The sequence below is a fragment of the Methylomicrobium agile genome, assembly GCF_000733855.1.
Lineage (GTDB): Bacteria > Pseudomonadota > Gammaproteobacteria > Methylococcales > Methylomonadaceae > Methylomicrobium > Methylomicrobium agile.
The window spans coordinates 4299311-4321053 of sequence record NZ_JPOJ01000001.1 but is presented as its reverse complement, the minus strand read 5'-3'; the positions used below and the strand labels follow the sequence as shown (position 1 = coordinate 4321053).

The window sequence follows — 21743 nt, the reverse complement described above, 5'->3', positions numbered from 1 at the left end:
CCGTTGCCGAGCCGCTAGAGTATTCGAAGACCTACCGCCAGCATAAAATCATCGTCTGTGTTCGCTCGATGCTAAACGTTACGGACGGGATAAATATTCCGTCCGGCATCGGTATCTTACGGGTTCAGCCCGTAGGGTACGCACGGCGTACCCTACGGGGGTAACGGCAGGGCACCCTTCAGATTGGTGAGGACTTCCCTCACGCGATATAAAAATGCTCTAGATAGTGTCGTCATAAGATAGCTGTCCACAGGGTGATGCACCGGATCTGCACAGCGGCCAGGAACGATGCGGTGTTCTTGGCATAGCGTGTGGCAATACCTCGCCAGCGCTTGAGGTGCAAGAACGCGTTTTCTACTAAATGCCGCAGTTTGTACAGGTCGCGATCGTAGTCGCGGGGTTGTTTTCGATTGCGGCGTGGCGGAATGACCACCGTCATCTGATTTGCTTCGGCTTGGGCTACGATAGCATCGCTATCGTAGCCTTTGTCCGCCAATAAGTACTGAGCATCCACGCCTTCGATCAAGGCTGAAGCCTGCGAACAATCTGCTGTGGTACCTGCTGTAATAAGGATTCTGACCGGCATACCATGCGCATCCACGGCCAGATGTATCTTACTGTTGAGCCCCCTTTTGTGACCGCCATGCCCTGATTGCCGCCTTGCGCGCCGGTCGCATGCGGATGGACTTTGATGTGGCTGGCATCAATCATCAACCATTCATAGTCGGGTTCGGTGACCAACTGTTCCAACAGGGCTTCCCAGACGCCGTGATCTCGCCAACGGCAAAACCGGCGATGGGTGTTCTTCCAATCGCCATAGTCAGGTGGCAGGTCGCGCCATGGCGCACCGGTACGCAAAATCCAGAAGACCGCATTGATAAACAAGCGGTTGTCTCGCGCTTTTCCGCCCCAGGCCCCGGCACGGCCGGGCAGATGGGGTTCCAGTAAGCTCCAAACCGTATCGGAAATGTCATGGCGGCGGTGGGCAGGTTGGGACATGGCTCTTTAATCTCATCAGCAACGACAATCTCCGTATTATACCTGACAAAGACTTATCTTGTGACGACACTATCTAGCCTAGAAACGCGCTGATGCCGGCAATGCCCTGCGCGCCGGCATCGCGGGCGGCGCTTAAATCTTTTTTCGTCAAACCGCCCAGCGCATACACGGGGATATTGCTCCCTTCGGCGAGCGCGGCAAACCGCTTCCATCCCAATGCAGCCGTTTCGGGGTGGGTAAGGGTCGGCAGCACGGGGGCCAGAACCGCGAAGTCGGCGCCGATCTTTTGGGCATGTTCGAGTTCTTGCAGGTTATGGCACGAGGCGCCGATCCAGCGGTAACCGGAAGGCCGTTCGCTTAAAGCGAGCAAGTCGCGGGCGGTCAGGTGCAGGCCGTGAGTGCGATGCTGCCCGAAATCCACGGCGGAATTGATCAGCAGCGCGGCGCCATGCTTCGAGCATAGCGGAGACGCGATTGCCAGGAATTCGTCAATCCGGTCGTGCGGCGAAGTTTTCAGGCGCGCCTGGATCAGATCGATCCCTTGCGCCAGTAGTTTATGCAGATCCTCCATCGGATTGCTGCTGACCTGATCGTCGAGGATGGCATAAAAAGGCGGGAGCTGGGCGGCGGCGATGATCGGCCGGTTGGCGGCCGGAAAGGCGAACCGATTCAATTCGTTCGGTTCGACCCAGCGGATCGGCTGCTCCTGGCATCCTTTCGCCGTGCCGGAAAATCGGTCGACCAGAAACACCCGCAAGGTCACGTCCCGGTCGGGATAACGGTGATGGATCGTGATCAGCGGTGCTGCAGAAAGGGTGTCGATATCCAGTTCTTCCTTGAGTTCTCTGAATAGCGCCTGTTCCGGCGTTTCTCCGGCTTCGATCTTGCCGCCCGGAAATTCCCACAGCCCGCCCTGATGCAACGATTCGTCGCGGCGGGCGATCAATATCCTGCCGTCCGCGTTTTTGATTACGCCGGCCGCGACCTGCAGGAACTTTTGCGCTGTCGTTCGAAAATGATTCACCTGGGTTTCCGCTCCGGATCAGGTCCGATATTCCGCATTGATCTTGACGTAGTCGTAGGAAAAATCGCAGGTCAAGACTTCCTGACGGGCATCGCCCCGGCCGAGTTTGACCGTTACGCGGATTTCCTCGCGGTCCATCACTGCCTGTCCCGCTTCTTCGGTATAATCGTCGGCGCGCCCGCCTTCCCGCACGATGCAGACGTCGTTCAGGAAAATCCGGATGTTTTCCAGCACCATGTTGTCCACGCCGGCGCGCCCGACCGCCGCCAGGATGCGCCCCCAGTTCGGATCGCTCGCGAAAAAAGCGGTCTTGACCAACGGCGAATGCGCGATCGTTTTCGCAACGCGGACCGCTTCTTCGTCGCTTTGCGCTTCTTCGACCACGATCCGCATCAGTTTGGTGGCGCCTTCGCCGTCGCGGACGATCGCTTCGGCCAGACTTTTGCAGACCTCCAGCAGCGCCTCGGCGAAGCCGGTGTAATGTTCGGAGTCCGGCAGGATTTCCGGCGCCTCCGAAAGCCCGCTGGCCATCACGACCAGCGCGTCGTTGGTCGAGGTGTCGCCGTCGACGGTGATCCGGTTGAAGGACAGTTCGGCGGCGCGTGCCAGGCATTGCTGCAATAAGTCTCGGCCGATTTTCGCATCGGTCGCGATGAACGACAGCATTGTCGCCATGTTCGGCTGGATCATGCCCGCGCCTTTGGCGATACCGTTGAAAGTGATCGTCCGGCCATCGAGTTCGAGCGTTTTCGTGACGCCTTTCGGAAAGGTGTCGGTCGTCATGATCGCGCGGGCGGCCTTGTCCCAGTGGCCGGAATGCAGATTGCGCACAGCCTCGGGGAGCGCGGCGGCGATCTTGTCGATCGGCAGCGGCATGCCGATCACCCCGGTCGAAAAGGGCAGCACCCGTTCGGTCGAGCCGCCGGTCAGCCGTGCCAACTCTTCGCATGTCGCGAACGCATCCTGAAGCCCTTGTTTGCCGGTGCCCGCGTTCGCGTTGCCCGAATTGATCAGCAGCCAGCGCGGCGCGGCCGTCAAATGTTGTCTGGCGATCAGCACCGGGGCGGCGCAGAAGGCGTTCTGCGTAAAAACGGCCGCGCAGCTGCCGTGTTCGGCCATTTCGAATACCAAAAGATCGTCCCGGACGTTTTGCTTGATGCCGGCACACGCGGTGCCCAAACGAATGCCCGGAATTTCCGGCATGATCGGAAAATCGCAGCGACCTACCGCCATCGTGGATTCCTCATAAATTCAACGTGAAAAAGTGGGATAAAAAGTGAGTGTAGGGCGGTTTCGCGTCAGCAAACCGCCTAGAACATTTTCGTTTCGGGTTTACGTTCATAAGCCATGCCGCTAAGTTAAGGGAAACTCGTCATTCCGGCAAGGATTGCCGGACGACTGCAGGGATGCAGGAGATAGAGCAACGCAGGGAGCGGTTGCCGAATCCAGAAGCCAAGGATGGCGGGTTCTCATACATCCCTGTCATCTGGATCTCGGCACAAATCTGTCTGGAACAGATTTGCATTGACCCGAAGGGGGCCAGGCAGGAAAGCCTGGCATGAATCCCTGCCGAGATGACGGCTTGACTTAACGGTATTGTGCCCCTACACGCGAGATGAAAATGCTCTAGTCGGATTGGCGGATTGCCTGACGGCGAATCCGCCCTACACCGCTCCGCCGACTTCGATCACGATCACATATTCGTGATCGCCGCTGCGCGTTTCGAGCACGGTATGGCCGTGAATCCGGCACCAAGCCGGAATGTCCTGCATGACGCCGGGGTCGGTGCAGATGACTTCCAAACGGGCGCCGGGGCGCATTTCTTTGATCTTGTTCTGGGTGCGGATCACCGGCAGCGGGCATAACAGCCGCCGCGCGTTCAGGATTTCCCGAGTCATAGGTACCATTCCTGCGGCAGTTCTTTCGCAAACGGTTTGACCTGGATCGTCCGCTCCGCGCCGTCCTTGTCTGTGATCTTCACGTCGACCTGTTCGGCTTTGCGGCCCTGGCCGTAGCGTGCGGTAATGCCGGCCGCGAGATACAAATCCTCGGCGGACGGCGTGCCGTCGATCAACACCAGCGGGCCGTTATGGCTGGTGGCTGCCATGCTGACGAATTCTTTCCGGTAGCCCTGCAGGAAGCGGCCTTCGCCTTCCTCGCGCGCGACGATCAGTTTGAAATGCGGAGCAGGACGGATATGGCGGCCGACTTTCAGCAGCATCACGTCGTCGAGCTCGTAATCCTTGTGCCCGTGCGCCTGCCACAAATCGGTCAGTTTCGCCGAATAGTTCTTGTCGGTCAAAAAGCAGCAGCCGCCGGCCGGCTGCGAATACTCGCGAAAACCATAGCGTGCGGCCATTTCCATTTGCGGCTTGCGTGAGCGGCCGCTAAAGTCGTGCAGTTTTTCACGGTCGACCCAGCCTTCGCGCTCGGGCAGCGTCGGCGCCAGGTTTTTTGCGCACAGGGGCCGGAGCAGCAAATCATCGGCGCCCGATTCGCGGGCCACCACCGGCATCGTATCCTTGCGCTGCGACATTGGCCGTTGGCCGATCACTTCGCCGGTGATGATGAAGTCGAAACCGTTTTCGGCGATCCATTGCCTGGCCTTGTTGACCATGAAGATCTTGCAGTCCAGGCAGGGGTTCAGATGCGCGCCGTAGCCGTGCTTCGGGTTGATCAGCACGTTCTTGTATTCTTCGATCACGTCGACGATGTGCAGCTTGATGCCGAGCTGTTCGGCCACCCAGAGCGAATTGTTGCGCTTCGGTTTGGCGCGGTCTTTTTCGCGGATCGCATGGGTATGGCCTTCCACGCAAAAACCGGTGAAGAAATTGATGCCTTCGACATGGATGCCTTGATCCATCACCGTTTTCGCGGCCAGCATCGAATCCAGGCCGCCGGAAATCAGCGCGACGGCTTTGCGTTGTATGTTCATCTCGGGTAAATCAAAAAAGCGGCTATTATAACCGGTAATTTTTCAAGTTGGCTTCACTTCTCTACGGGTTGACCTAAACTGAATGCGAATCAGAACCCAACTTGTGATCGATAGAAGACGATGGAATTCAATGATTATTTAAGAATACTGGTGCAGCACGACGGTTCCGATCTTTACCTGACGACCGATGCGCCGCCTGCCGCGAAATTCCAGGGTGCGTTGAAGCCTCTGGAGAATATCAAACTGACCAAGGAGCGGATCAGGGAAATCGCTTACGGTTTGATGGACGAAGACCAGCAGAAAGCCTTCGAACATCAGCCCGAGCTGAATCTGGCGCTGTCGGAGCCCGGCATCGGCCGTTTCCGGGTCAATATTTTCAAGCAGCGCAACTGCTTCGCGCTGGTGATCCGCAACATCAAGGTCGACATTCCGAATGCGGATAAACTGGGGCTGCCGGAAGTCCTGAAAAAAGTGATCATGGAAAAGCGCGGCCTGATTCTGTTCGTCGGCGGCACCGGTTCCGGCAAATCGACTTCGCTGGCCGCGTTGATCGACCACCGCAACGCCAATTCGTCGGGCCATATCATCACGATCGAGGACCCGATCGAATACATCCATCCGCATAAAAAATCGCTGGTCAACCAGCGCGAGGTCGGCGTCGATACGCTGAGCTATGAAGATGCGCTGAAAAACACGCTGCGCCAGGCGCCTGACGTAATTCTGATCGGCGAAATCCGTAGCCAGGAAACGATGGAGCACGCGCTGGCTTTCGCCGAAACCGGCCATCTGTGTCTGTCCACGCTGCATGCGAACAACGCGAATCAGGCATTGGACCGGATCATCAATTTCTTCCCGAAGAACGCCGGAACCAGTTGCTGCTCGACCTGTCGCTGAATCTGAAAGCCTTCGTTTCGCAGCGCCTGGTGCCGACCGTCGACGGCAAACGCACCGCCGCGATCGAGATTCTGCTGGGGACGCAACTGGTTCGCGACCTGATTCAAAAAGGCGATATCCACAGCATCAAGGAAGCGATGGAAAAATCCGAAAATGTCGGGATGCAGACTTTCGATAGCCATTTGCTGCGCCTTTACAAATCGGGGGTGATCTCGCTGGAGGAGGCGCTGCAGAATTCCGATTCGCCTAACAATCTGAAACTGAAGATCAACCTGAGCGAAGGCAAGGGCTCGGCGACGGCCAAAACCGGCGATACGGCGAAACAAGGCGGCGGGCTTGGCTCCCTGTCGCTGCAGGAGATCAAGAAAGAGGACGAAGAGGAAGAGGGCACCTAAAACAAGGCTTCGGACAACAGCGCCGCGTTGCCCCCGATCGCCGCGCTGTTGATCGTGACCGTCTGTTCGGAAGCCAGTCGGCGCAGATAATCCGGGCCGCCGGCTTTCGGGCCGGTTCCGGACAATCCCATCCCGCCGAACGGCTGTACACCGACCACCGCGCCGATCATGTTTCGATTGATATAGATATTGCCGACCCGCGCCCTTTCGACGATGAACCGGATATGGCTCTGGATCCGGCTTTGGATGCCCAGGGTCAGGCCGTAGCCGGTTCCGTTGATTTGCTCGATGACTTCGGCTAATTTGTTCGCGCGATAGCGTACCAAATGGAGGACAGGGCCGAACACTTCCTGTTCGAGCCGGCCGATATGGTCGATTTCGATCAGCGTCGGCGGAAAGAAGCTGCCATGTTTCAATTCGGGGGATAAGGGCGTCTGATACAGAACGTTCGCCTGGCGCCGCATCTTTTCGACATGACTTGCCAGTTGATTTGCGGCCTGGGCATTGATCACCGGCCCGATGTCGGTCGCCAGAAGCCCCGGATCGCCGACGTTCAACTCTTGCATCGCGCCGGTCAAAAGCCCGATCACCCGATCCGCGATTTCTTCCTGCATATACAGGACCCGCAGCGCGGAACACCGCTGCCCCGCGCTGTTGAAGGCTGACAGGAGCGCGTCCATCACCAGTTGCTCTATATGGGCCGAACTGTCCGCTATCATCGCGTTTTGGCCGCCGGTTTCGGCGATCAGCGGCACGATCGCAGGCTGATGCTGTGCAAGCGTCCGGTTGATCGAGCGTGCGGTGGCGGTGGAGCCGGTAAAGACGACGCCGCCGAGGCCCGGAACGGTCAATAAATGGCTGCCGATCAGGCCGCCCTCGGCCGGCAGGAATTGCAGGACTTCGGCCGGGATGCCGGCCTGATGCATAAGCCGGATGCAGCGCATCGCGGTCAAGGAAGTCTGCGCGGCGGGCTTGGCGATCACCGTATTGCCGGCGGCCAGCGCCCCGGCGATCTGGCCGAGAAAAATCGCGATCGGGAAATTCCACGGACTGATGCAGACCACCGCGCCGCGCCCGGTTTGCGACAGGTAATTTTCTTCGCCGGTGGGGCCCGGCATCCGCGCCGGCTTTCCGAACAGTTGATCGGCCTCGGCCGCATAATAGCGGCAGAAATCGACCGCTTCGCGCACTTCGTCCAGCGCGTCCCGGATCGAGCGGCCGCCTTCTCGGACGCACAGCGAAACCAGTTCGAGCCGGTGCGCTTCCAATAGCCCGGCCGCTCGGTTCAGATAGGCGATCCGTTCGGCGACCGGAACCTGCCGCCATTCTGGAAAAGCCTGCAAGGCGGAGGCGCCGGCCTTGCCGATTGTTTCCGGGCCTGCGTAAGTTACTTCGCCGATTTGCAGGCGTCGATCGCAGGGATTGAATACCGGCTGTTTGGAGCCATGGCCGGGCCTGCCGTCGATCAGCGGATGCGCTTCCCATACTCGTTCGGCCAGCGCATCGAACTCGACTTGAAGCTGCTCGGCGATCCGGGAATCGCTGAGATTGATTCCGGCCGAATTCAGGCGTTCCGGTCCGAAAAGGCCGGCCGGCCGAGCTATCCGTAGGGTCGCCTCCCGCAATTTAACGAGCGGATCCTCGACGATCTGTTCCAGGCCGATGGCGGGGTTTTCGACCCGGTTCAGGAACGAGGTGTTGGCCCCGTTTTCGAGCAGGCGCCGGACCAGATACGGCAGCAGATCGTCGAAATTGCCGACCGGCGCGTAAATCCTGCAGGGTCGTGGATAATGTTTCGCCAGTTCCGCATAAAACGCTTCGCCCATCCCATGCAGCCGCTGAAATTCGAAATCCGCATCCGGTTTCGCCATCGTCAGAATCGCGGCGGCGGTCTGGGCGTTATGGGTGGCGAATTGCGGGTAAAACGCTTCGGGACGAGCGAGCATCGCTTCCGCGCAGGCCAGGTAAGAGACATCGGTCGCGCTTTTGCGGGTAAACACCGGATAGCCTTCAAGGCCGAGTTCCTGCGCGCGTTTGATTTCGCCGTCCCAGTAGGCGCCCTTGACCAGTCTGAGCGGAATCCGGCGCCGCTGCCTGCCTGCCAGCGCGGCCAGCCAGCGAATCACGGGCAGCGCGCGTTTTTGATACGCCTGCACGGCCAGCCCGAAGCCCTCCCATCCTTCAAGGCCGGGTTGGGCGAATACCCACGCGAAAATATCCAGCGACATGTCCAGCCGTTCCGATTCTTCCGCATCGACGGTCAGGCCGATATTCGCGGCGCGCGCCAGCCGGCTCAAATCGAGCAGCTTGCGGTTCAGTTCGCCGACCGCACGTTGTTCTTGTAGGGGTTCGTAGCGGGGGCAGAGCGCCGACAATTTGACCGATATGCCGGAATTTACGAGAGGATCGTTAAACGCTGCAATTTCGGCCAGCTGTTCGATCGCCTGCCGGTAGGACTCAAAGTAGCGCTCGGCATCCGCCGCCGTCAATGCCGCCTCCCCAAGCATGTCGAACGAATAGCGCGCACCGGGCTCTGCAGCCAACTTTTCCACGGCACCTTCGATCGTTTCATCGAACACGAACTGGTCTGCGAGAAACTGCATCCCTTGTTTGACCGCAGTGCGGATCAACGGCGCGCTCAGTTTTCCCAGCCAGTCGCCGCCGTCCTCCGGACTTTCGATCCTTCCGGTTATCGACAGGGCGCCATTCAGCAATTTGACCAGCAGCGTATCGTGCGTTGCCCGGTGCCGGCCCCAATCCACCGAGCTTAATTTGTCCCGCAGGAAGGTGTCCTGGGTGGCGGAATCGGGGATACGCAGCAAGGCTTCGGCAATCTCCATTAGCACGATGCCCTCTTGAGTGTTCAATTGATATTCATGCAGCAGCGTATTGACCAGGGATGGGCGGCCGCTTCTTTCGGTTCGGACCGCGGCGACGAGCTCGCCCGCCAATCGGGCGGAGACGGATGGATCATAGTTTTTTAAACTTTCGGCAAGCGACGCCGCTAGCCGCTCTTCATCGGCCAGATAAGCTTCGTCAATGGCGGCGCGCAGGGTAGGTAAAGGATCGGCGTTCATTTTGAGTTGAATCGGACGGGCATGAATTTTGGAAGCTGTGGGAATGAAAAATTTCTGATTCGGACTATCATGTACACCTTTCCCACAACTTGCAACCGTTAGAGTAAAGCTCATGGAAATGTATCCGAAAAAAACTTGTTCGATCGATCGGCTGGTGACCCATCCGAAACTTGTCGAGGCCGCTAAAACCGGCATCAAAACCCAGCAGCGGCGGGACGGCGTGTACGGCTGGCCGGGAGAAACTTTTACCCTGGACGGCCGGGAGTTCGTGATGACCGATCTGGTCCGTCAACGCCTGGGCGATCTGACCGATCAGGACGCCCGGGCGGAAGGTTTTCCGGACCTGGAAACTTATAAAGGGTTGCTCATCCGAATGCATCCCGGCATGGAGTGGAACCCGGACAGCTTGATTTGGGTACACAGTTTCGCCGCACTGGCAGACGCTTGAGGAGTGCGTATTATCAGCTTTGCTGACGATCAGGAATAACACATTACCCGGTTGCGCCCGGCCTGCTTTCCCCGATAGAGCGCAATATCCGCCAATTTGATGCTTTTCTCTATCGGGTGTTCCGTTCGATGTTCGCAAAGACCGATCGTCAGGGTCACCGAATAGTCTTTACTGTCTATCTGGAAAACGTGTTCGGCCACTGTTCCGCAGATTTTTTCGGCCAGCACCCGTGCTCCGTCGAGGTCCGTGTGCGGCAACAACAGCAGGAATTCCTCTCCGCCCCAGCGGGCAAGCGTATCGCCCTTGCGCAACTGCCGTTTGACGAATTCGGCAACTTCTCTGAGAACCTGGTCGCCCGTCCCATGCCCATAGTTATCGTTGATTTTTTTGAAATGGTCGATGTCGACGAACGCGACCGACAGCGCGGTCTGTTCTCTCTCCGCCAATTTTCCTTGTTGAAGCAGAAAATCGAGCATTCGGCGCCGATTGTACAGACCGGTCAACGGATCGGTATGAGCCTGCTTTTCGAGCTCCTGCTCCAGGTAAATCGATGCCAGGCGGAAGTAGTAGCTGATCACGCCCTGCGCGGTAAACGCAATCACGATATTGGCGCGGCCGAACAGTTTGACCAGATTGTCCGGAAGGGAGGGATTGGGCGGATGATCGGAGGTATAGATGCTGAGCAGCAGAAATTCCATGCAAAACGCGATCGAAATGAATATGATCGCTTTTCCCTCGAATCGGTTATTGAACAAGGTGAACGGGACGGCGGCGAACAGGTAATACTGAAAACCTGCTTGCCAGCCTACCGTTGGCACGACAAGCAGGGTATGCGAAATCACTTCGACCGTCATCAGCAGGATGGCCGTATTGTAACGGCCTTGGTGATTCACTGACCACGCGCCGATCCAAAGGACCGAACCGGCGATGTTCAAAAAAGCCAATCCGGGGAAGCCGAGGCAGTAAAACACCGGTATGAGGGCCAGATGAACCAGAATGCCGATATAGCCGACCGAATTGATCACCATAAAAATACGGTAATTATGCCGGCTATGGCTACCGTTTCCCGCAATCCTGTTCATGCCGCCTCTACCTTTATGCCCGAAAAGCTTCGCCGATGACAAACGCGAAGCTCTCATCCAGCAGATTGATTTCGAATGACGGGGTTAATGTGGGGTTATCTTAAGTTGCCTATAATCCTTGTGCAAGTTTAAAATGTAATAACCATTAAATAGTTAAGGTTAATTTTCTAGCCAGTCTTGCGGCTTCAAATACTGGTCGTAAAGTACCGCTTCCTGGCTGCCGGGTTCGGGCCGCCAATTGTAGCGCCAGTGCGCCACCGGAGGCATCGACATCAAAATCGATTCGGTCCGTCCGCCCGACTGCAGGCCGAACAGCGTGCCCCGGTCGTAGACCAGGTTGAATTCGACATAGCGCCCGCGCCGGTAGAGTTGGAATTCGCGCTCCCGCTCGCCGTAAGGTGTTGACTTGCGCTTCTGCACGATCGGCAGATAGGCCGGAAGATAATGGTTGCCGACGCTTTGCATGAATGCGAACGAACGATCGAAACCCCCTTCGTTCAGATCGTCGAAAAACAGCCCTCCGGCGCCACGGGTTTCGTTGCGGTGCTTCAGGTAGAAATACTCGTCGCACCATTTCTTATAAGCGGGATACACCGTTTCTCCGAACGGCTCGCAAGCGGCTTTGGCTGTTTGGTGCCAATGGATCACGTCTTCCCGGAACGGATAAAAAGGCGTCAGATCGAAGCCGCCGCCGAACCACCACACGTCCGGTTCTCCAGCCTTTTCGGCAATCAAAAAACGCACGTTCGCATGCGAGGTCGGTACATAAGGATTGTTCGGATGAATGACCAAGGAGACGCCCATTGCTTGAAACTGCCGATCGGCCAGTTCCGGGCGCTTGGCCGTGGCCGACGGCGGCAGCTTGAAGCCGGAGACATGCGAGAAATTGACGCCGCCCTGTTCGAAAACGGAACCGCCTGCCAGGACCCTCGTTCTGCCTCCGCCGCCTTCGGCACGCTCCCAAAGATCCTCGGCAAAGTGCGCGGCGCCATCCTCTTCCTGCTCAAGCGCGGCGCAGATTCGATCCTGGAGGTTTAGCAAATAGTCTTTTACGGCTTCAATTCGGCGAATTTTCATGCTTATTTTTAGGGTAGGACGAGGTGAATTACGGCTGACAGGTTATCGTACTCAGAAAACGGACACTATCTAGTGAATATGTTATATTATCACAATTTTGTTAAGTCCATTCGCCCTCTCATGCGCTCGTCTTCTTCCTCATCCGCCCATGCCTCGGCAAAACACGATCATACTCAATGCGTCAGCGCCGCCCTGGACACCGCCGAGCAGCTTTGCGTGGTGCGCGGCGTGCAATTGACGCCGATCCGCCTGCAGGTTTTGAAACTGATCTGGGAAAGCCACCAAGCGGTCAAAGCGTATGAGCTGCTGGACCGCCTGAAGCCTTTGAAGCAGGAAGCCAAACCGGCGACGATTTACCGGGCGCTCGATTTTTTGATCGAACAGGGACTGATCCACCGGATCGAAAGCCTGAATGCGTTTATCGGCTGTCATTATTCCGGCCAGCAGCACGAGCAATTATTGCTGATCTGCAAAGAGTGCCACGAAGTCGAAGAGCGCTCCGCGCCCGCGGTGATGGACGCGCTGTCGTCCGAAATCGATCAGGCCGGCTTCATCGCCCACAGCAAAGCGATCGAAATTCACGGAATCTGCGCCAAGTGCTCTAAAGAGACGGAGGCGCAGGGATAGATTACAGACTCGCTTCCGCTTCTTTCGCGATGAACCGGAACTTGTGGGACCGATTGATGGAATCATTCGGGCGGAAGCCAAAGAAAGACATGTTTTTGACGGCGATTGAAAAAGATTCCGAAGCGATTATATTGCTGCACGGACTGAAACGCACCCGCCGCAGCATGGAAAAGGCGGGCAGGCTGCTGGCGGATTTCGGTTACAAAATCGTCAATCTCGACTATCCGTCCACCCGGCAGGCCGTGGAGCCGCTGGCGCTGGCGTGTATCGGGCGGGCGGTGCGGGAATGCGAGGCCGCCGGAGTCGGCAAGATTCATTTCCTGACCCATTCGATGGGCGGGATATTGGTTCGCTACTACCTGTCGGTCGAGCCGATCGAGAAGCTGGGGCGGGTAGTGATGCTGGCGCCGCCGAACGGGGGCAGCGAGATTGTCGATAAACTGGGCGGCTGGCGGCTGTTCTATCTGCTCAATGGTCCGGCCGGGCTACAGCTCGGCACGGGGTATGACAGCCTGCCGAACCGGCTCGGCAGAGTCGATTTCGAAGTCGGCGTGATCGCCGGCGACAGAACGGTCAATCCTTTGCTGTCGCTGCTGTTTCGGGATTCGAACGACGGCAAGGTGGCGGTCGGCCGGACGCAGGTCGAAGGAATGCGCGATTTTATCGTGCTGCCTTATTCCCACACCTTCATCATGTGGCGCGACCCGGTTATCCGCCAGGCGTTGCATTTCATACAGCATGGGCGCTTTGTCAAATAAGCCGCTTGTTAATGAACGGTAATCCGGCTGGCTTGCGCCAACTGGAGTTGTTCTGTCAGGCGGGCCGTCGTTTTCATCTGCTTGTAGATGCGCATTACCTTGTCGGGATAGCGCGAGCCTTTGCTCAGGCTTCCGTTATAACGCAGCAAGGTACGCCGGATATTGCCGTTGCTGACGTCTTTGTACTGCGCCAGGATATGGCTGCCGAGCGAAATATTTTTACGCGGATCGTACAAAGCGGGCAGGCCGCCGAGCCTTTTGACTTTTTTCGGATGAGCCTTGGCCAGAACCTGCATCAGGCCGCGCGCACCGGCCGGACTGACCGCCTTTTCCTTGAATTTCGACTCGACCGCGATTACGGCCAGGATCAACTCGGGCTGCAGCCCTTGTTTCAAACCGTTCCGGAACGCTTCGGAAACGATCGTTGCCGCCTTGTTTTCGGAAATTTTGAAGCGTTCCTTGATGTATCCTGACAATGCCTTGATTTTTAAATTATTCGGATCGATGTTGATCGCTTCTTTCGGAAATTCATGAGCGTCGTTCGCGTCGATTTTTAGGGTTGGTGCAACGATCCGCGAAGGTTGTTGAGTAAGACCTGCGCCGATCAGAAACAGCATCGGGATGGTAACGGTATCGTGGTAAGCGCGCTTCAGCAAGATTTGAGTTCGCATATTCGGCCTCTTGGTTTTAAGGATGCCGTCTCAGCGCCACACCGCTGGACAGCCTCCGGATTGAACGGCAATATCAAGCAAAAGAGTCATGACAATTACTTGAAAAATAAGAAAAAAATAAGTTTCGATAACAGGCTCGCCGGGTTCTCAGGACGAGGCAGCTTATCGCATTACGGTGGCCGGTGCAAACTTCCGAGCCCTGTTCGTGCGGTGAGAAAGAGCAGGGTCGGATTCAATCACGGTATAGAATTGGCATAAAAATTGTCTGTCAAATTATTAAATTTTAAGTACTTATTTTTTAACCGGGCGATACGAATAGGTGTTGGCGAGCCTCTATTCAAAGGGGATAAAATCGGCGCAAAATCACCGCATCCACCGGCAACGACGACCATGCACGTCTCGGAATCGTGCTTTCCGGGCGCGTTTTCCAGTTTTTTTGCCAGATTTCGTCCAGATCGCGACGAATTTCGATAATTTCCAGCATTTTCATTCGCTCATCGGCCGGCAGCACAAATCCAAACTCGGCCTCTTCGGAGCCAAGCCCGTGGAATTCGATAAATTCAAGCGGCGAACCGGAAGCATCTTTTTGATAAATCAATTGACTGTCGGCATAAATTTGAACCGCCTCGTCAAGATTTGGGGACTTTAAGCGGATCAGCGGAGCATCGCGCCGCGACCGAATACGGACGTCCAGATAGTTTTTTTCCTTCAGGAGACGTTCTTCCGCGATGCTGACATCGGGCGCGGCCAGCCGGACGGGAGCGGTTTCCCGGACGAGCAGGCGTTCGGCATGAACGAAATCTTCGAAAATGCCCGTGCGGCTGACTTCAGGCTTCGAACCCAGAAATTGCCGGGTCCAGTCGTCGGGTTCGGCGTCGTAACTGAGCCAGCGCGCCGTGTTCGAGGCGCTGTCCCACGCATAAACGATGCTGTCGGGCTGCGGCCGGTCCGGGCTGAAACCGGCAAGACGGTCCGCCCGGATCAATAAAATCAATGACGCGGCCAGGAATAGGGCCGGCAGTTTCCGGCCGAATGCATGATAAAGCGGCTCCAGGGCGGGGGAAACCAATGCCAGCGTCGCTGCAACGATCGCCATCAGCAGCGGATCGGCGTGGAAGCCGAGCGCATGATGGGCCAGATAAAGCGTCGGTGCGACCATGATCCAGACGGCAGCCGAACACAGGCCGGCGATGAGGGTTATACCCATGCCGGTCAGAAACAGGCCGAACGTCCAGGCGACGGCCATCATAAATCCGGGAACCCCGGTAAAAAACACGCCGCCCGGAAATGCCAGCGCCAGATAAATGCCGGCGGCGAGCCAGATGCACAGCACGGCCGCCGCATATTCGCGCAGCTCGATCCACCGGCGCAGGCCCGCATGCAGCAGCATGAATGAAGCGGTGGTGAGGCCGCAGGCCGCAAAAAAATAGCATTCCGCATTGTACGGTTCCGGCAGCCGGCGATAATTTCCGTAGACCTGCATCAGGCCGGCATGGAAGGCATAATTGATGAGCGCGATCAAACCGATCTGCAGCAGAAAAATGCCCGGCTGCAGAAAATAATGTCCGATCCTGCGCCGGCGATGGACGGCTTCGGCGATGGCGAGCAGTAAAAACGACACCAGGAGCACGACAGTTGCCAGCAACGGAAAATGATCGTCCAGCGAAAAGAGGAATAATTTGCCGAAAGGCAGGTTGAAATAACCGAGGCTGCCTTCTCGGCCCGGAACGGAAAGATCGGCATCGGCGAAATGCCGGGCCAGTTGCAGCATGTTGCGGCCTTGCAGAGCCAAGGTGCGCACGTCCAGGCGTTCCGGATTGTCGAGCCGGGTATGGTAATCGGTCCCGCCTTCGATGAACGCGAAATTCATTCCGGAAATGCCGGCTTCCCGGAACACGCTGAAGTCGGTGTCGTTGTGCAGCAGCTTTTTATAGAACGAAAACATCAGCGACGAGGCGAACGGTTGCACCGCGGCCTCTGCATAGTGTTCGACCAGCCGGGCGTTGGGTTCGCTGGTCTCGAACATCAAAAGCATCCCTTTGTTGCCGCGCGCTTCGAAATTGAGCGCGATCCGGCAATCCTTCGCCCACGGATGCCGTTCGACAAACGCCCGGCTGCCTAAAAGCCCCAATTCTTCGGCATCGGAAAATAAAAAGATCAGGTCGTTTTGGAGAGGAGCGCTCTGCTTCAGGATCCGCAGGACTTCCAGCATCGAGGCGACCGCCGCGCCGTCGTCAGCGGCGCCCGGCGCGCTTTCGGCCGAATCGTAATGTCCCGCGATCAGCACGGCGTCTTGATGGGTTTTTCCGGCTACGCGCACCAGAATGTTTTTGATCCGCGCTGCTTTGACGAATGATTCTGGGCGGTAGAATCGTGCCGAAGCGAGCGTTTCCTGTATCTCGGCCCGATAACCGAGGGCGGCGATTTGTTCGAGCAGATAGCCGGCGACCGCCGCATGCGCCGGGGAGCCGACCGGATGCGGTTCGGCGGCGATATGCCGCACATGCGAAAGCGCACGTTCGGCCGAATAAGCGAAAGCTTCCGGTTCCTGTACGATGTCCGGCGGGGTCAGCATTCGGCTGCATGCCCAAAACGCTAGCGTCCAGGCCAGAACGATAGCAAAAGCTTGTTGTAGGGCAAGTCGTTGGTACATGTCGGATCAGGAGAAGCATGGACGGAGAGTCAAGTTTAAACGGCTGCTTCGGAACTGACAATTTATGAAATTGTCGAACCCGTACGCTTCAGAAGCGTTTGAACGTGTACCAACGAGGTTTTTCCGGCCGTTTTTGACGGAGGCCGGCAGACGGATTGTTTTTACTTTGGGAGGTAAAAAATGAACAGAATAAAGTTGTTGGGCCTTGGGCTATTGATGCTGCTGGGATCTGCCTCGTTCGCAGTTGCCGAGGAGCACGCCGCCGCGGCATTGGATCACGCTCAACAGGCCGTGACTCATGGCAAGGCCGGACATGCATCCGTGTTGGTGGAGCATGCGACAGAGGCCTTGAAACACGCCCGCGCCGCTTCGGAGGTCGCCAAAGGCGAATCCAAGACCCATATCGATGCCGGGGTCAAATCGCTGGAATCGGCGATCGAACACGGAAAGATGGGCGCGGAACATGAGTCGCAAGCCACGAAAGCGGCCGAGGAAGCGGTCGAACACCTGAAACAGGGCAATAAATAAGCGTCTCTATTGAGACAGGGCGGCTGAGGATGCGGCCGCCCTTGAAAAGAGGCTATCGTTTACCGTTAAGCTGCGCCTCGATTTTTTCCTTGTATTCGAGAAAATGCAGCGTTTGTAAGGCATCGCTTCCAGCCAGCCCGAACGCGGAAGGGGACAGGTTGAGCTCGGTAATATAAACAGGATAAGTTTGGCCGTTTTTCCTGAACTCGATGATCCGTTCGCTGACGGTTTGAAACAGGCGGTTGCCGTATTGCCGGGAGTTGAATTCTTCTCCGTTCCAACGTACGGTGACGAGGTCGTCGCTGCCCAGACAGGTGCCGGAAATGCTCAAAGGATTCCGGTCATGGCCCATCGGCAAATGGAACGGTACCGTATGGCATTGCCAGCCGGTCTCATGCCGTTTGTCGATTTGATAAAACTGCATCGCGGCGGCTTCGGTGGTTTTCCTGGAGAGAAGGGAATGCAGGAAGCGGGCGTACTGGTTGACCAGTTGGAGCGTATCCGCATCCGAATGCTTGCGAATATACAGCGAGCCTTTCTCATCCAGTACGTATATCCGGGCGCCGTTGTTTTCCTGCAAGATGAAACATTGCACCGTGTGAGGCAGATTTTCCCGGTAAATGGCCGGAATGGGCGTTTTCTCCAGCACCTCCGCATCGAACGTCACCGACCCGTAAAGCTTTCTCGGACCGTTCAGTATTTCAATGAGCCGGGCTTCATCGTCGGCCTGCTGATACTGCAAAAGACCGTTTTGGCGTGAAAACACGAAATAGCGGTCGCTGCCCGCCATCAGATAACGGGGGGCGGGATTTTCCGGACCGCTGCAATGGAGTTCGCGCAGATCCTCAAACAGCTTTTCGATACGCCGGATGATGCGTCGCCCATGCCGGGGCGTTTCGCAAACGACCGTCAGCCGGTTGCCGGCTCCCGATTGCAGCGTTTCGTTCACAATCTCGATCAGACAATTGCACAATCCTTCAATCCCCTGTTCGTGGCGGGTCAGGATTTCATTCCAGTGGCTGATAGATATCCGGTCGACCGTTTCTACCAAGCATTCGCGCGATGCGCCGCAGCTCAACGGATTGCCTCGGACCGGCGCGGCAAATCGGCCCGTTTCGGTTTGCGGCGTTTGACCGATATTGATGATCAGCAGCGAATGCGTCAGGCTGTTGTGGGCGGCATAATTGCCGAGCGAATCGGAGAAGTCGAAATAGTTTTTGAAAAAACGGCCCAGATGTTCAAGGATTGCGCTTAGTTCGCCGTGGGTTGGACGAATCGATTCGGCGTTGCAGCGGACAGGCGCATCCTGGCGGTAAAATCTGTTTACGCTAATCCAGCATAAGAGCTCGATCAAGGTCGGCCGGTGGTAAAGCGGGACCCGCAAGGCGGCATCCTGCCGGTTTTTTCTTTCGCAGAACAGGCGCCATTCGGGATTTGTCGGGTCGGACCGGTCCTCGACGATCGTCAGATCGGGTTTGGCCGGGAGCTCGTTTCCTGAGCCGGTGACGATCTCTATTTTGCCTTGCTTGGGCTCGAAAAATGCGCTCAGTTTTCTCGCCAGCAGCTTGATGTCGTTTTTTTGCGGGATTTCTGATTGGATATGTTCGTAGATTAATTGAATGATTTTGTTGTAACAAAGCGTCAATTGGCTGATGATCCGGGTATTTTCGGCCAAGAGATCTTCAATGCCCCACGCGCCCGGTTCGATCGGTGCGACAGGCGGCGGATCCTGCAAATGCCAGCTCGGGGAGAGCTCGCGAAAATAGTCCTCCCATGCGGACAGAGCGCCGCTCTGCCCGAGATTTCCGCTGGCCGTATTGACCTTGCGGTAAAAAAACTGCCGTATCAGGGCCAGTCTCGTAGGGCTCTGCGATTTGAGCAGATAGTCTTCCAGCCGTAGGTAAAGCAGCACATAGGGATCGGTTCGCGGACCGGTCAATTCGCCTTCGTACACGGCGCGCTTGATTTCCGAGCACAGCCAGTTGATACGCGGGTATTCGCTTGCATAGCACTCCATCAGCGACAATTTCAATAAAGACTTGTAAGGCGAATGCAGCGCCTTGTAAACGTGCCATTGCGTAGCGCCGAGAAACTCGTTGGCGGGAACGGCAGCCAGACCGCCCAGGTCGAGAATCCGGTTCGCGTCGATCATGCCGCGTTCCGCCAACTGGGCCAGATAATGCGGGTAATCGTGTTCGCGCCAGGGCGGCACCAGCCACCAGGCCAGATCCTTGCCGGCGATATAAACCGAAGTGCGGTAGAACTCTTCAAGCAGTAAATAATGCTGTGTTTCGCCGCTGCTGTCGGCGGAAACCGGTTTTTTCCGGGCAAGCAGGAACTGCTCGCTGTTGATCAGGAAAAAGTGCACTTCCAGGCGCAGCGAGGCGGCCCAATTCTCGAGCGCCTGCGCCTTTTTTTGCAGTTCCTCGAATTCCGGCGCGGTCAAATCGTTCCGGTGGCATAACCATATGTCCATATCGCTGGTTAGCGTGAAAGCGATGCTGCCGACGCTGCCCATCAGAAACAGGCCGTCTATCGCCGCCTTGCCGTTATCGTGCTTTTGCGGACGGTAATTGAAGTCCGAACCGATTTGCCGGGCGGCTTCGAGCGCACGTTTGCCGGGCCGGTAACCGTAAATGCCGGCCGGCGTCGCCGGCGAGACAAACCCCGGCAAGGCCGGATCGTTGATATCGAGGACCAGCGGCAGCGCATCCAGAAATTGCCGCTGAGAAGGAGTCAGAACGTGGCGGATGCTTTCGCGTTTGAAATGGTGGAATTTTCTAAACCGGTCTGCAATGGCTTGAAGATCGTCGAAACTGATTTGATCTTCGGAAGAGTCTGATTGTAGGATTGAACGTCGGTCTGACACGAAGCCGTCTTCAGGAAGTTTTTTCCTTAAGTATAGTACATGAAAGGCTTCCGTTGCGTATGGACGAAGGTGCGCGGATTTGGGTCCGGCTGAAGCCCGTCCGTCGTTTCGATTATTTCAGGAACCGGCCGCCATGGTTTGCCGTGCGGTCCGTATCGCTTCCCGGACCGTTTCCGGCGCGGCGCCGCCGATATGCTGGCGGGATGCGACCGAGCCTTCCAAAGTCAGGGACTCGAACACATCGGCGTCGATTAGCGGCGAAAACTGCCGCAGTTCGGCCAGCGTCAGCTCGGACAGGTCGCGCCCCGTAGTCAGGCCCAGCCGCACGGCCAGACCGACGACTTCATGCGCATCGCGGAACGCCATGCCTCTGCGGACCAGATAATCGGCCAGATCGGTCGCGGTCGCGAAGCCCTGTTTTGCCGATTGGTACATGTTGTCCTTCTTGGCCCGGATGTGCGGCACCATGTCGGCATAGGCGCGCAGGCAATTGATCACCGTATCGACCGTGTCGAACAGCGGTTCCTTGTCTTCCTGATTGTCCTTGTTGTAGGCGAGCGGCTGGCTTTTCATCAGCATCAGCAAAGACACCAGGTGCCCGGTCACCCGGCCGGACTTGCCGCGCACCAGTTCCGGCACATCGGGATTTTTCTTTTGCGGCATGATCGACGAGCCGGTGCAGAAAGCATCCGGAATTTCGATGAAGTTGAATTGGGCGCTGGACCAAAGGATCAGTTCCTCGGAGAAGCGCGACAGATGCATCATCAGCAGGCTGGCGGCCGCCGTGAATTCGATCGCGAAATCGCGGTCGCTGACCGAATCGAGCGAGTTGGCCGACGGCCGGCTGAAGCCGAGCAGTTCGGCGGTCAAGGCGCGGTCGATCGGGTAACTGGTGCCGGCCAGGGCGGCCGCGCCGAGCGGCATCACGTTGATCCGCTTCAGGCAGTCCCGGAAGCGTTCCCGGTCGCGCTGCAGCATTTCGAACCAGGCCATCAGATGATGGCCGAAGGTGATCGGCTGCGCGACCTGCAAATGCGTGAAGCCGGGCATGATCGTGCCGGCGTTTGGTTCGGCCAGGTCCAGGATCGCGGTTTGCAGGCGGTTCAGCTGGTTTTCGATCTGGCCGATCTCGCTGCGCAGATACAGGCGGATGTCGGTGGCGACCTGATCGTTGCGCGAACGGCCGGTATGCAGCTTCTTGCCGGCGATGCCGATCAGGTCGGTCAGCCGCGCCTCGATGTTCATGTGCACGTCTTCCTGTTTGATCGACCAGCTAAACTCGCCGCGTTCGATTTCACCGGCGATCTGCGTGAGCCCTTGTTCGATCGCCGCGCATTCGTCATCGGTCAGGATGCCGGTCTTGGCGAGCATCTTCGCGTGTGCGATCGAGCCTTGAATGTCCTGCGCGGCCATCCGTTTGTCGAAATCGACAGAAGCGGTGAAAACTTCGACGAAGGCATCGGTCGCCTCGGCAAAACGGGCGCTGGAAAGTTTTTCGGTGTTAACGTTGGTCATGAAGTAAACGGAGTCAAGTCAAGGGCGGATGAGGAAGCATCATGCCCGGAGCGGTCAAAAAATGCGCCGAATTATAGCAGGTTTGCATACCTTTAGTTCGTCTCCAAAGTTCGCAATTTGGCTAAAACGGATTGCTTGGCAGGCCCCGGATGGGTTACAGTCCGAAGTCTGGAAATTTCAGGAGAAATGAA

16 protein-coding genes and 2 pseudogenes are annotated in these 21743 nt (G+C 57.1%); 5 read left to right on the top strand and 13 right to left on the bottom strand.

Annotated elements, in window-relative coordinates; translation table 11 throughout:
• Window positions 1-232 precede the first annotated feature (232 nt).
• From CC94_RS25335 to CC94_RS0119935, 6 genes and pseudogenes are all read right to left on the bottom strand, one after another.
• Window positions 233-631 (bottom strand): annotated as a pseudogene (locus tag CC94_RS25335) (IS5 family transposase); the annotation flags it as partial.
• Window positions 523-999 (bottom strand): IS5 family transposase, encoded by a 477-nt coding sequence (locus CC94_RS25330; RefSeq protein WP_031429487.1) that lies wholly within the window; start codon window positions 997-999, stop codon window positions 523-525. The gene CC94_RS25330 and the pseudogene CC94_RS25335, both read right to left, overlap by 109 nt.
• A gap of 73 nt (window positions 1000-1072) precedes the next feature.
• Window positions 1073-2023: a Nudix family hydrolase gene (locus tag CC94_RS0119955; protein ID WP_005372728.1), complete on the bottom strand. Its 951-nt coding sequence runs from the start codon at window positions 2021-2023 to the stop codon at window positions 1073-1075.
• Between the two features lie 18 nt (window positions 2024-2041).
• Complete coding sequence (gene argJ / locus CC94_RS0119950) at window positions 2042-3256, bottom strand: bifunctional glutamate N-acetyltransferase/amino-acid acetyltransferase ArgJ (protein ID WP_031431929.1); 1215 nt, start codon at window positions 3254-3256, stop codon at window positions 2042-2044.
• 431 nt (window positions 3257-3687) lie between these two features.
• On the bottom strand, window positions 3688-3921 hold the full coding sequence (locus tag CC94_RS0119940; RefSeq protein WP_005372724.1) for a sulfurtransferase TusA family protein: 234 nt from the start codon (window positions 3919-3921) through the stop codon (window positions 3688-3690).
• A complete protein-coding gene (locus CC94_RS0119935) occupies window positions 3918-4958 on the bottom strand; it encodes a tRNA (5-methylaminomethyl-2-thiouridylate)-methyltransferase (protein WP_031431928.1) in 1041 nt (346 codons plus the stop codon). The genes CC94_RS0119940 and CC94_RS0119935 overlap by 4 nt, the downstream gene beginning before the upstream one ends.
• 120 nt (window positions 4959-5078) lie before the next feature.
• Here CC94_RS0119935 and CC94_RS21905 point away from each other — a divergent pair.
• Window positions 5079-6247, top strand: a pseudogene (locus CC94_RS21905) (PilT/PilU family type 4a pilus ATPase).
• Here the strand turns inward: CC94_RS21905 and putA are convergent.
• Window positions 6244-9324 (bottom strand): bifunctional proline dehydrogenase/L-glutamate gamma-semialdehyde dehydrogenase PutA, encoded by a 3081-nt coding sequence (gene putA / locus CC94_RS0119925; protein ID WP_031431927.1) that lies wholly within the window; start codon window positions 9322-9324, stop codon window positions 6244-6246. The pseudogene CC94_RS21905 and the gene putA overlap by 4 nt on opposite strands.
• A gap of 112 nt (window positions 9325-9436) precedes the next feature.
• Here putA and CC94_RS0119920 point away from each other — a divergent pair, with 112 nt between their 5' ends.
• On the top strand, window positions 9437-9772 hold the full coding sequence (locus tag CC94_RS0119920; protein ID WP_031431926.1) for an ASCH domain-containing protein: 336 nt from the start codon (window positions 9437-9439) through the stop codon (window positions 9770-9772).
• A gap of 29 nt (window positions 9773-9801) precedes the next feature.
• Here the strand turns inward: CC94_RS0119920 and CC94_RS0119915 are convergent, their stop codons facing one another.
• Window positions 9802-10854: a GGDEF domain-containing protein gene (locus CC94_RS0119915; protein WP_031431925.1), complete on the bottom strand. Its 1053-nt coding sequence runs from the start codon at window positions 10852-10854 to the stop codon at window positions 9802-9804.
• Between the two features lie 159 nt (window positions 10855-11013).
• Window positions 11014-11931 carry an oxygen-dependent coproporphyrinogen oxidase gene (gene hemF / locus CC94_RS0119905; RefSeq protein ID WP_005372712.1) on the bottom strand — a complete coding sequence of 306 codons (918 nt, stop codon included), beginning with the start codon at window positions 11929-11931 and terminating at the stop codon, window positions 11014-11016.
• Window positions 11932-12051: 120 nt separating this feature from the next.
• On the opposite strand from hemF, the gene CC94_RS0119900 reads away from it, so the two are divergent.
• Window positions 12052-12558, top strand: coding sequence for a transcriptional repressor (locus tag CC94_RS0119900; protein WP_005372711.1), 507 nt, complete (start codon window positions 12052-12054; stop codon window positions 12556-12558).
• Window positions 12559-12647: 89 nt separating this feature from the next.
• Window positions 12648-13316 carry an alpha/beta fold hydrolase gene (locus CC94_RS0119895; protein ID WP_157203564.1) on the top strand — a complete coding sequence of 223 codons (669 nt, stop codon included), beginning with the start codon at window positions 12648-12650 and terminating at the stop codon, window positions 13314-13316.
• Window positions 13317-13324: 8 nt separating this feature from the next.
• On the opposite strand, the gene CC94_RS0119890 is transcribed toward CC94_RS0119895, so the two are convergent.
• Both CC94_RS0119890 and CC94_RS22635 read right to left on the bottom strand, forming a co-directional pair.
• Window positions 13325-13987 carry a lytic transglycosylase domain-containing protein gene (locus CC94_RS0119890; protein ID WP_005372709.1) on the bottom strand — a complete coding sequence of 221 codons (663 nt, stop codon included), beginning with the start codon at window positions 13985-13987 and terminating at the stop codon, window positions 13325-13327.
• 337 nt (window positions 13988-14324) lie between these two features.
• Window positions 14325-16640, bottom strand: a complete 2316-nt coding sequence (locus tag CC94_RS22635) for a M20/M25/M40 family metallo-hydrolase (RefSeq protein ID WP_084675403.1) — start codon at window positions 16638-16640, stop codon at window positions 14325-14327.
• Window positions 16641-16820: 180 nt separating this feature from the next.
• Here CC94_RS22635 and smbP point away from each other — a divergent pair, with 180 nt between their 5' ends.
• The gene (smbP, locus tag CC94_RS0119880) at window positions 16821-17168 is read left to right on the top strand and encodes a small metal-binding protein SmbP (RefSeq protein WP_005372705.1); all 348 of its coding nucleotides are present in this window, start codon (window positions 16821-16823) and stop codon (window positions 17166-17168) included.
• 52 nt (window positions 17169-17220) lie between these two features.
• Here smbP and CC94_RS0119875 read toward each other — a convergent pair whose 3' ends face one another.
• On the bottom strand, window positions 17221-20037 hold the full coding sequence (locus tag CC94_RS0119875) for a class I adenylate cyclase (protein WP_051911556.1): 2817 nt from the start codon (window positions 20035-20037) through the stop codon (window positions 17221-17223).
• Between the two features lie 117 nt (window positions 20038-20154).
• On the bottom strand, window positions 20155-21552 hold the full coding sequence (gene argH / locus CC94_RS0119870; RefSeq protein WP_031431921.1) for an argininosuccinate lyase: 1398 nt from the start codon (window positions 21550-21552) through the stop codon (window positions 20155-20157).
• Between the last annotated feature and the right edge of the window lie 191 nt (window positions 21553-21743).

Bases quoted from the DNA above. Each gene is read 5' to 3' on its own strand.
- CC94_RS22635 (WP_084675403.1), bottom strand. From the start codon at position 16,640: ATGTACCAACGACTTGCCCTACAACAAGCTTTTGCTATCGTTCTGGCC.
- CC94_RS0119935 (WP_031431928.1), bottom strand. From the start codon at position 4,958: ATGAACATACAACGCAAAGCCGTCGCGCTGATTTCCGGCGGCCTGGAT.
- CC94_RS0119890 (WP_005372709.1), bottom strand. From the start codon at position 13,987: ATGCGAACTCAAATCTTGCTGAAGCGCGCTTACCACGATACCGTTACC.
- smbP (WP_005372705.1), top strand. From the start codon at position 16,821: ATGAACAGAATAAAGTTGTTGGGCCTTGGGCTATTGATGCTGCTGGGA.
- CC94_RS25330 (WP_031429487.1), bottom strand. From the start codon at position 999: ATGTCCCAACCTGCCCACCGCCGCCATGACATTTCCGATACGGTTTGG.
- CC94_RS0119940 (WP_005372724.1), bottom strand. From the start codon at position 3,921: ATGACTCGGGAAATCCTGAACGCGCGGCGGCTGTTATGCCCGCTGCCG.
- CC94_RS0119900 (WP_005372711.1), top strand. From the start codon at position 12,052: ATGCGCTCGTCTTCTTCCTCATCCGCCCATGCCTCGGCAAAACACGAT.
- hemF (WP_005372712.1), bottom strand. From the start codon at position 11,931: ATGAAAATTCGCCGAATTGAAGCCGTAAAAGACTATTTGCTAAACCTC.
- argJ (WP_031431929.1), bottom strand. From the start codon at position 3,256: ATGGCGGTAGGTCGCTGCGATTTTCCGATCATGCCGGAAATTCCGGGC.
- argH (WP_031431921.1), bottom strand. From the start codon at position 21,552: ATGACCAACGTTAACACCGAAAAACTTTCCAGCGCCCGTTTTGCCGAG.
- CC94_RS0119915 (WP_031431925.1), bottom strand. From the start codon at position 10,854: ATGAACAGGATTGCGGGAAACGGTAGCCATAGCCGGCATAATTACCGT.
- CC94_RS0119920 (WP_031431926.1), top strand. From the start codon at position 9,437: ATGGAAATGTATCCGAAAAAAACTTGTTCGATCGATCGGCTGGTGACC.
- putA (WP_031431927.1), bottom strand. From the start codon at position 9,324: ATGAACGCCGATCCTTTACCTACCCTGCGCGCCGCCATTGACGAAGCT.
- CC94_RS0119895 (WP_157203564.1), top strand. From the start codon at position 12,648: ATGTTTTTGACGGCGATTGAAAAAGATTCCGAAGCGATTATATTGCTG.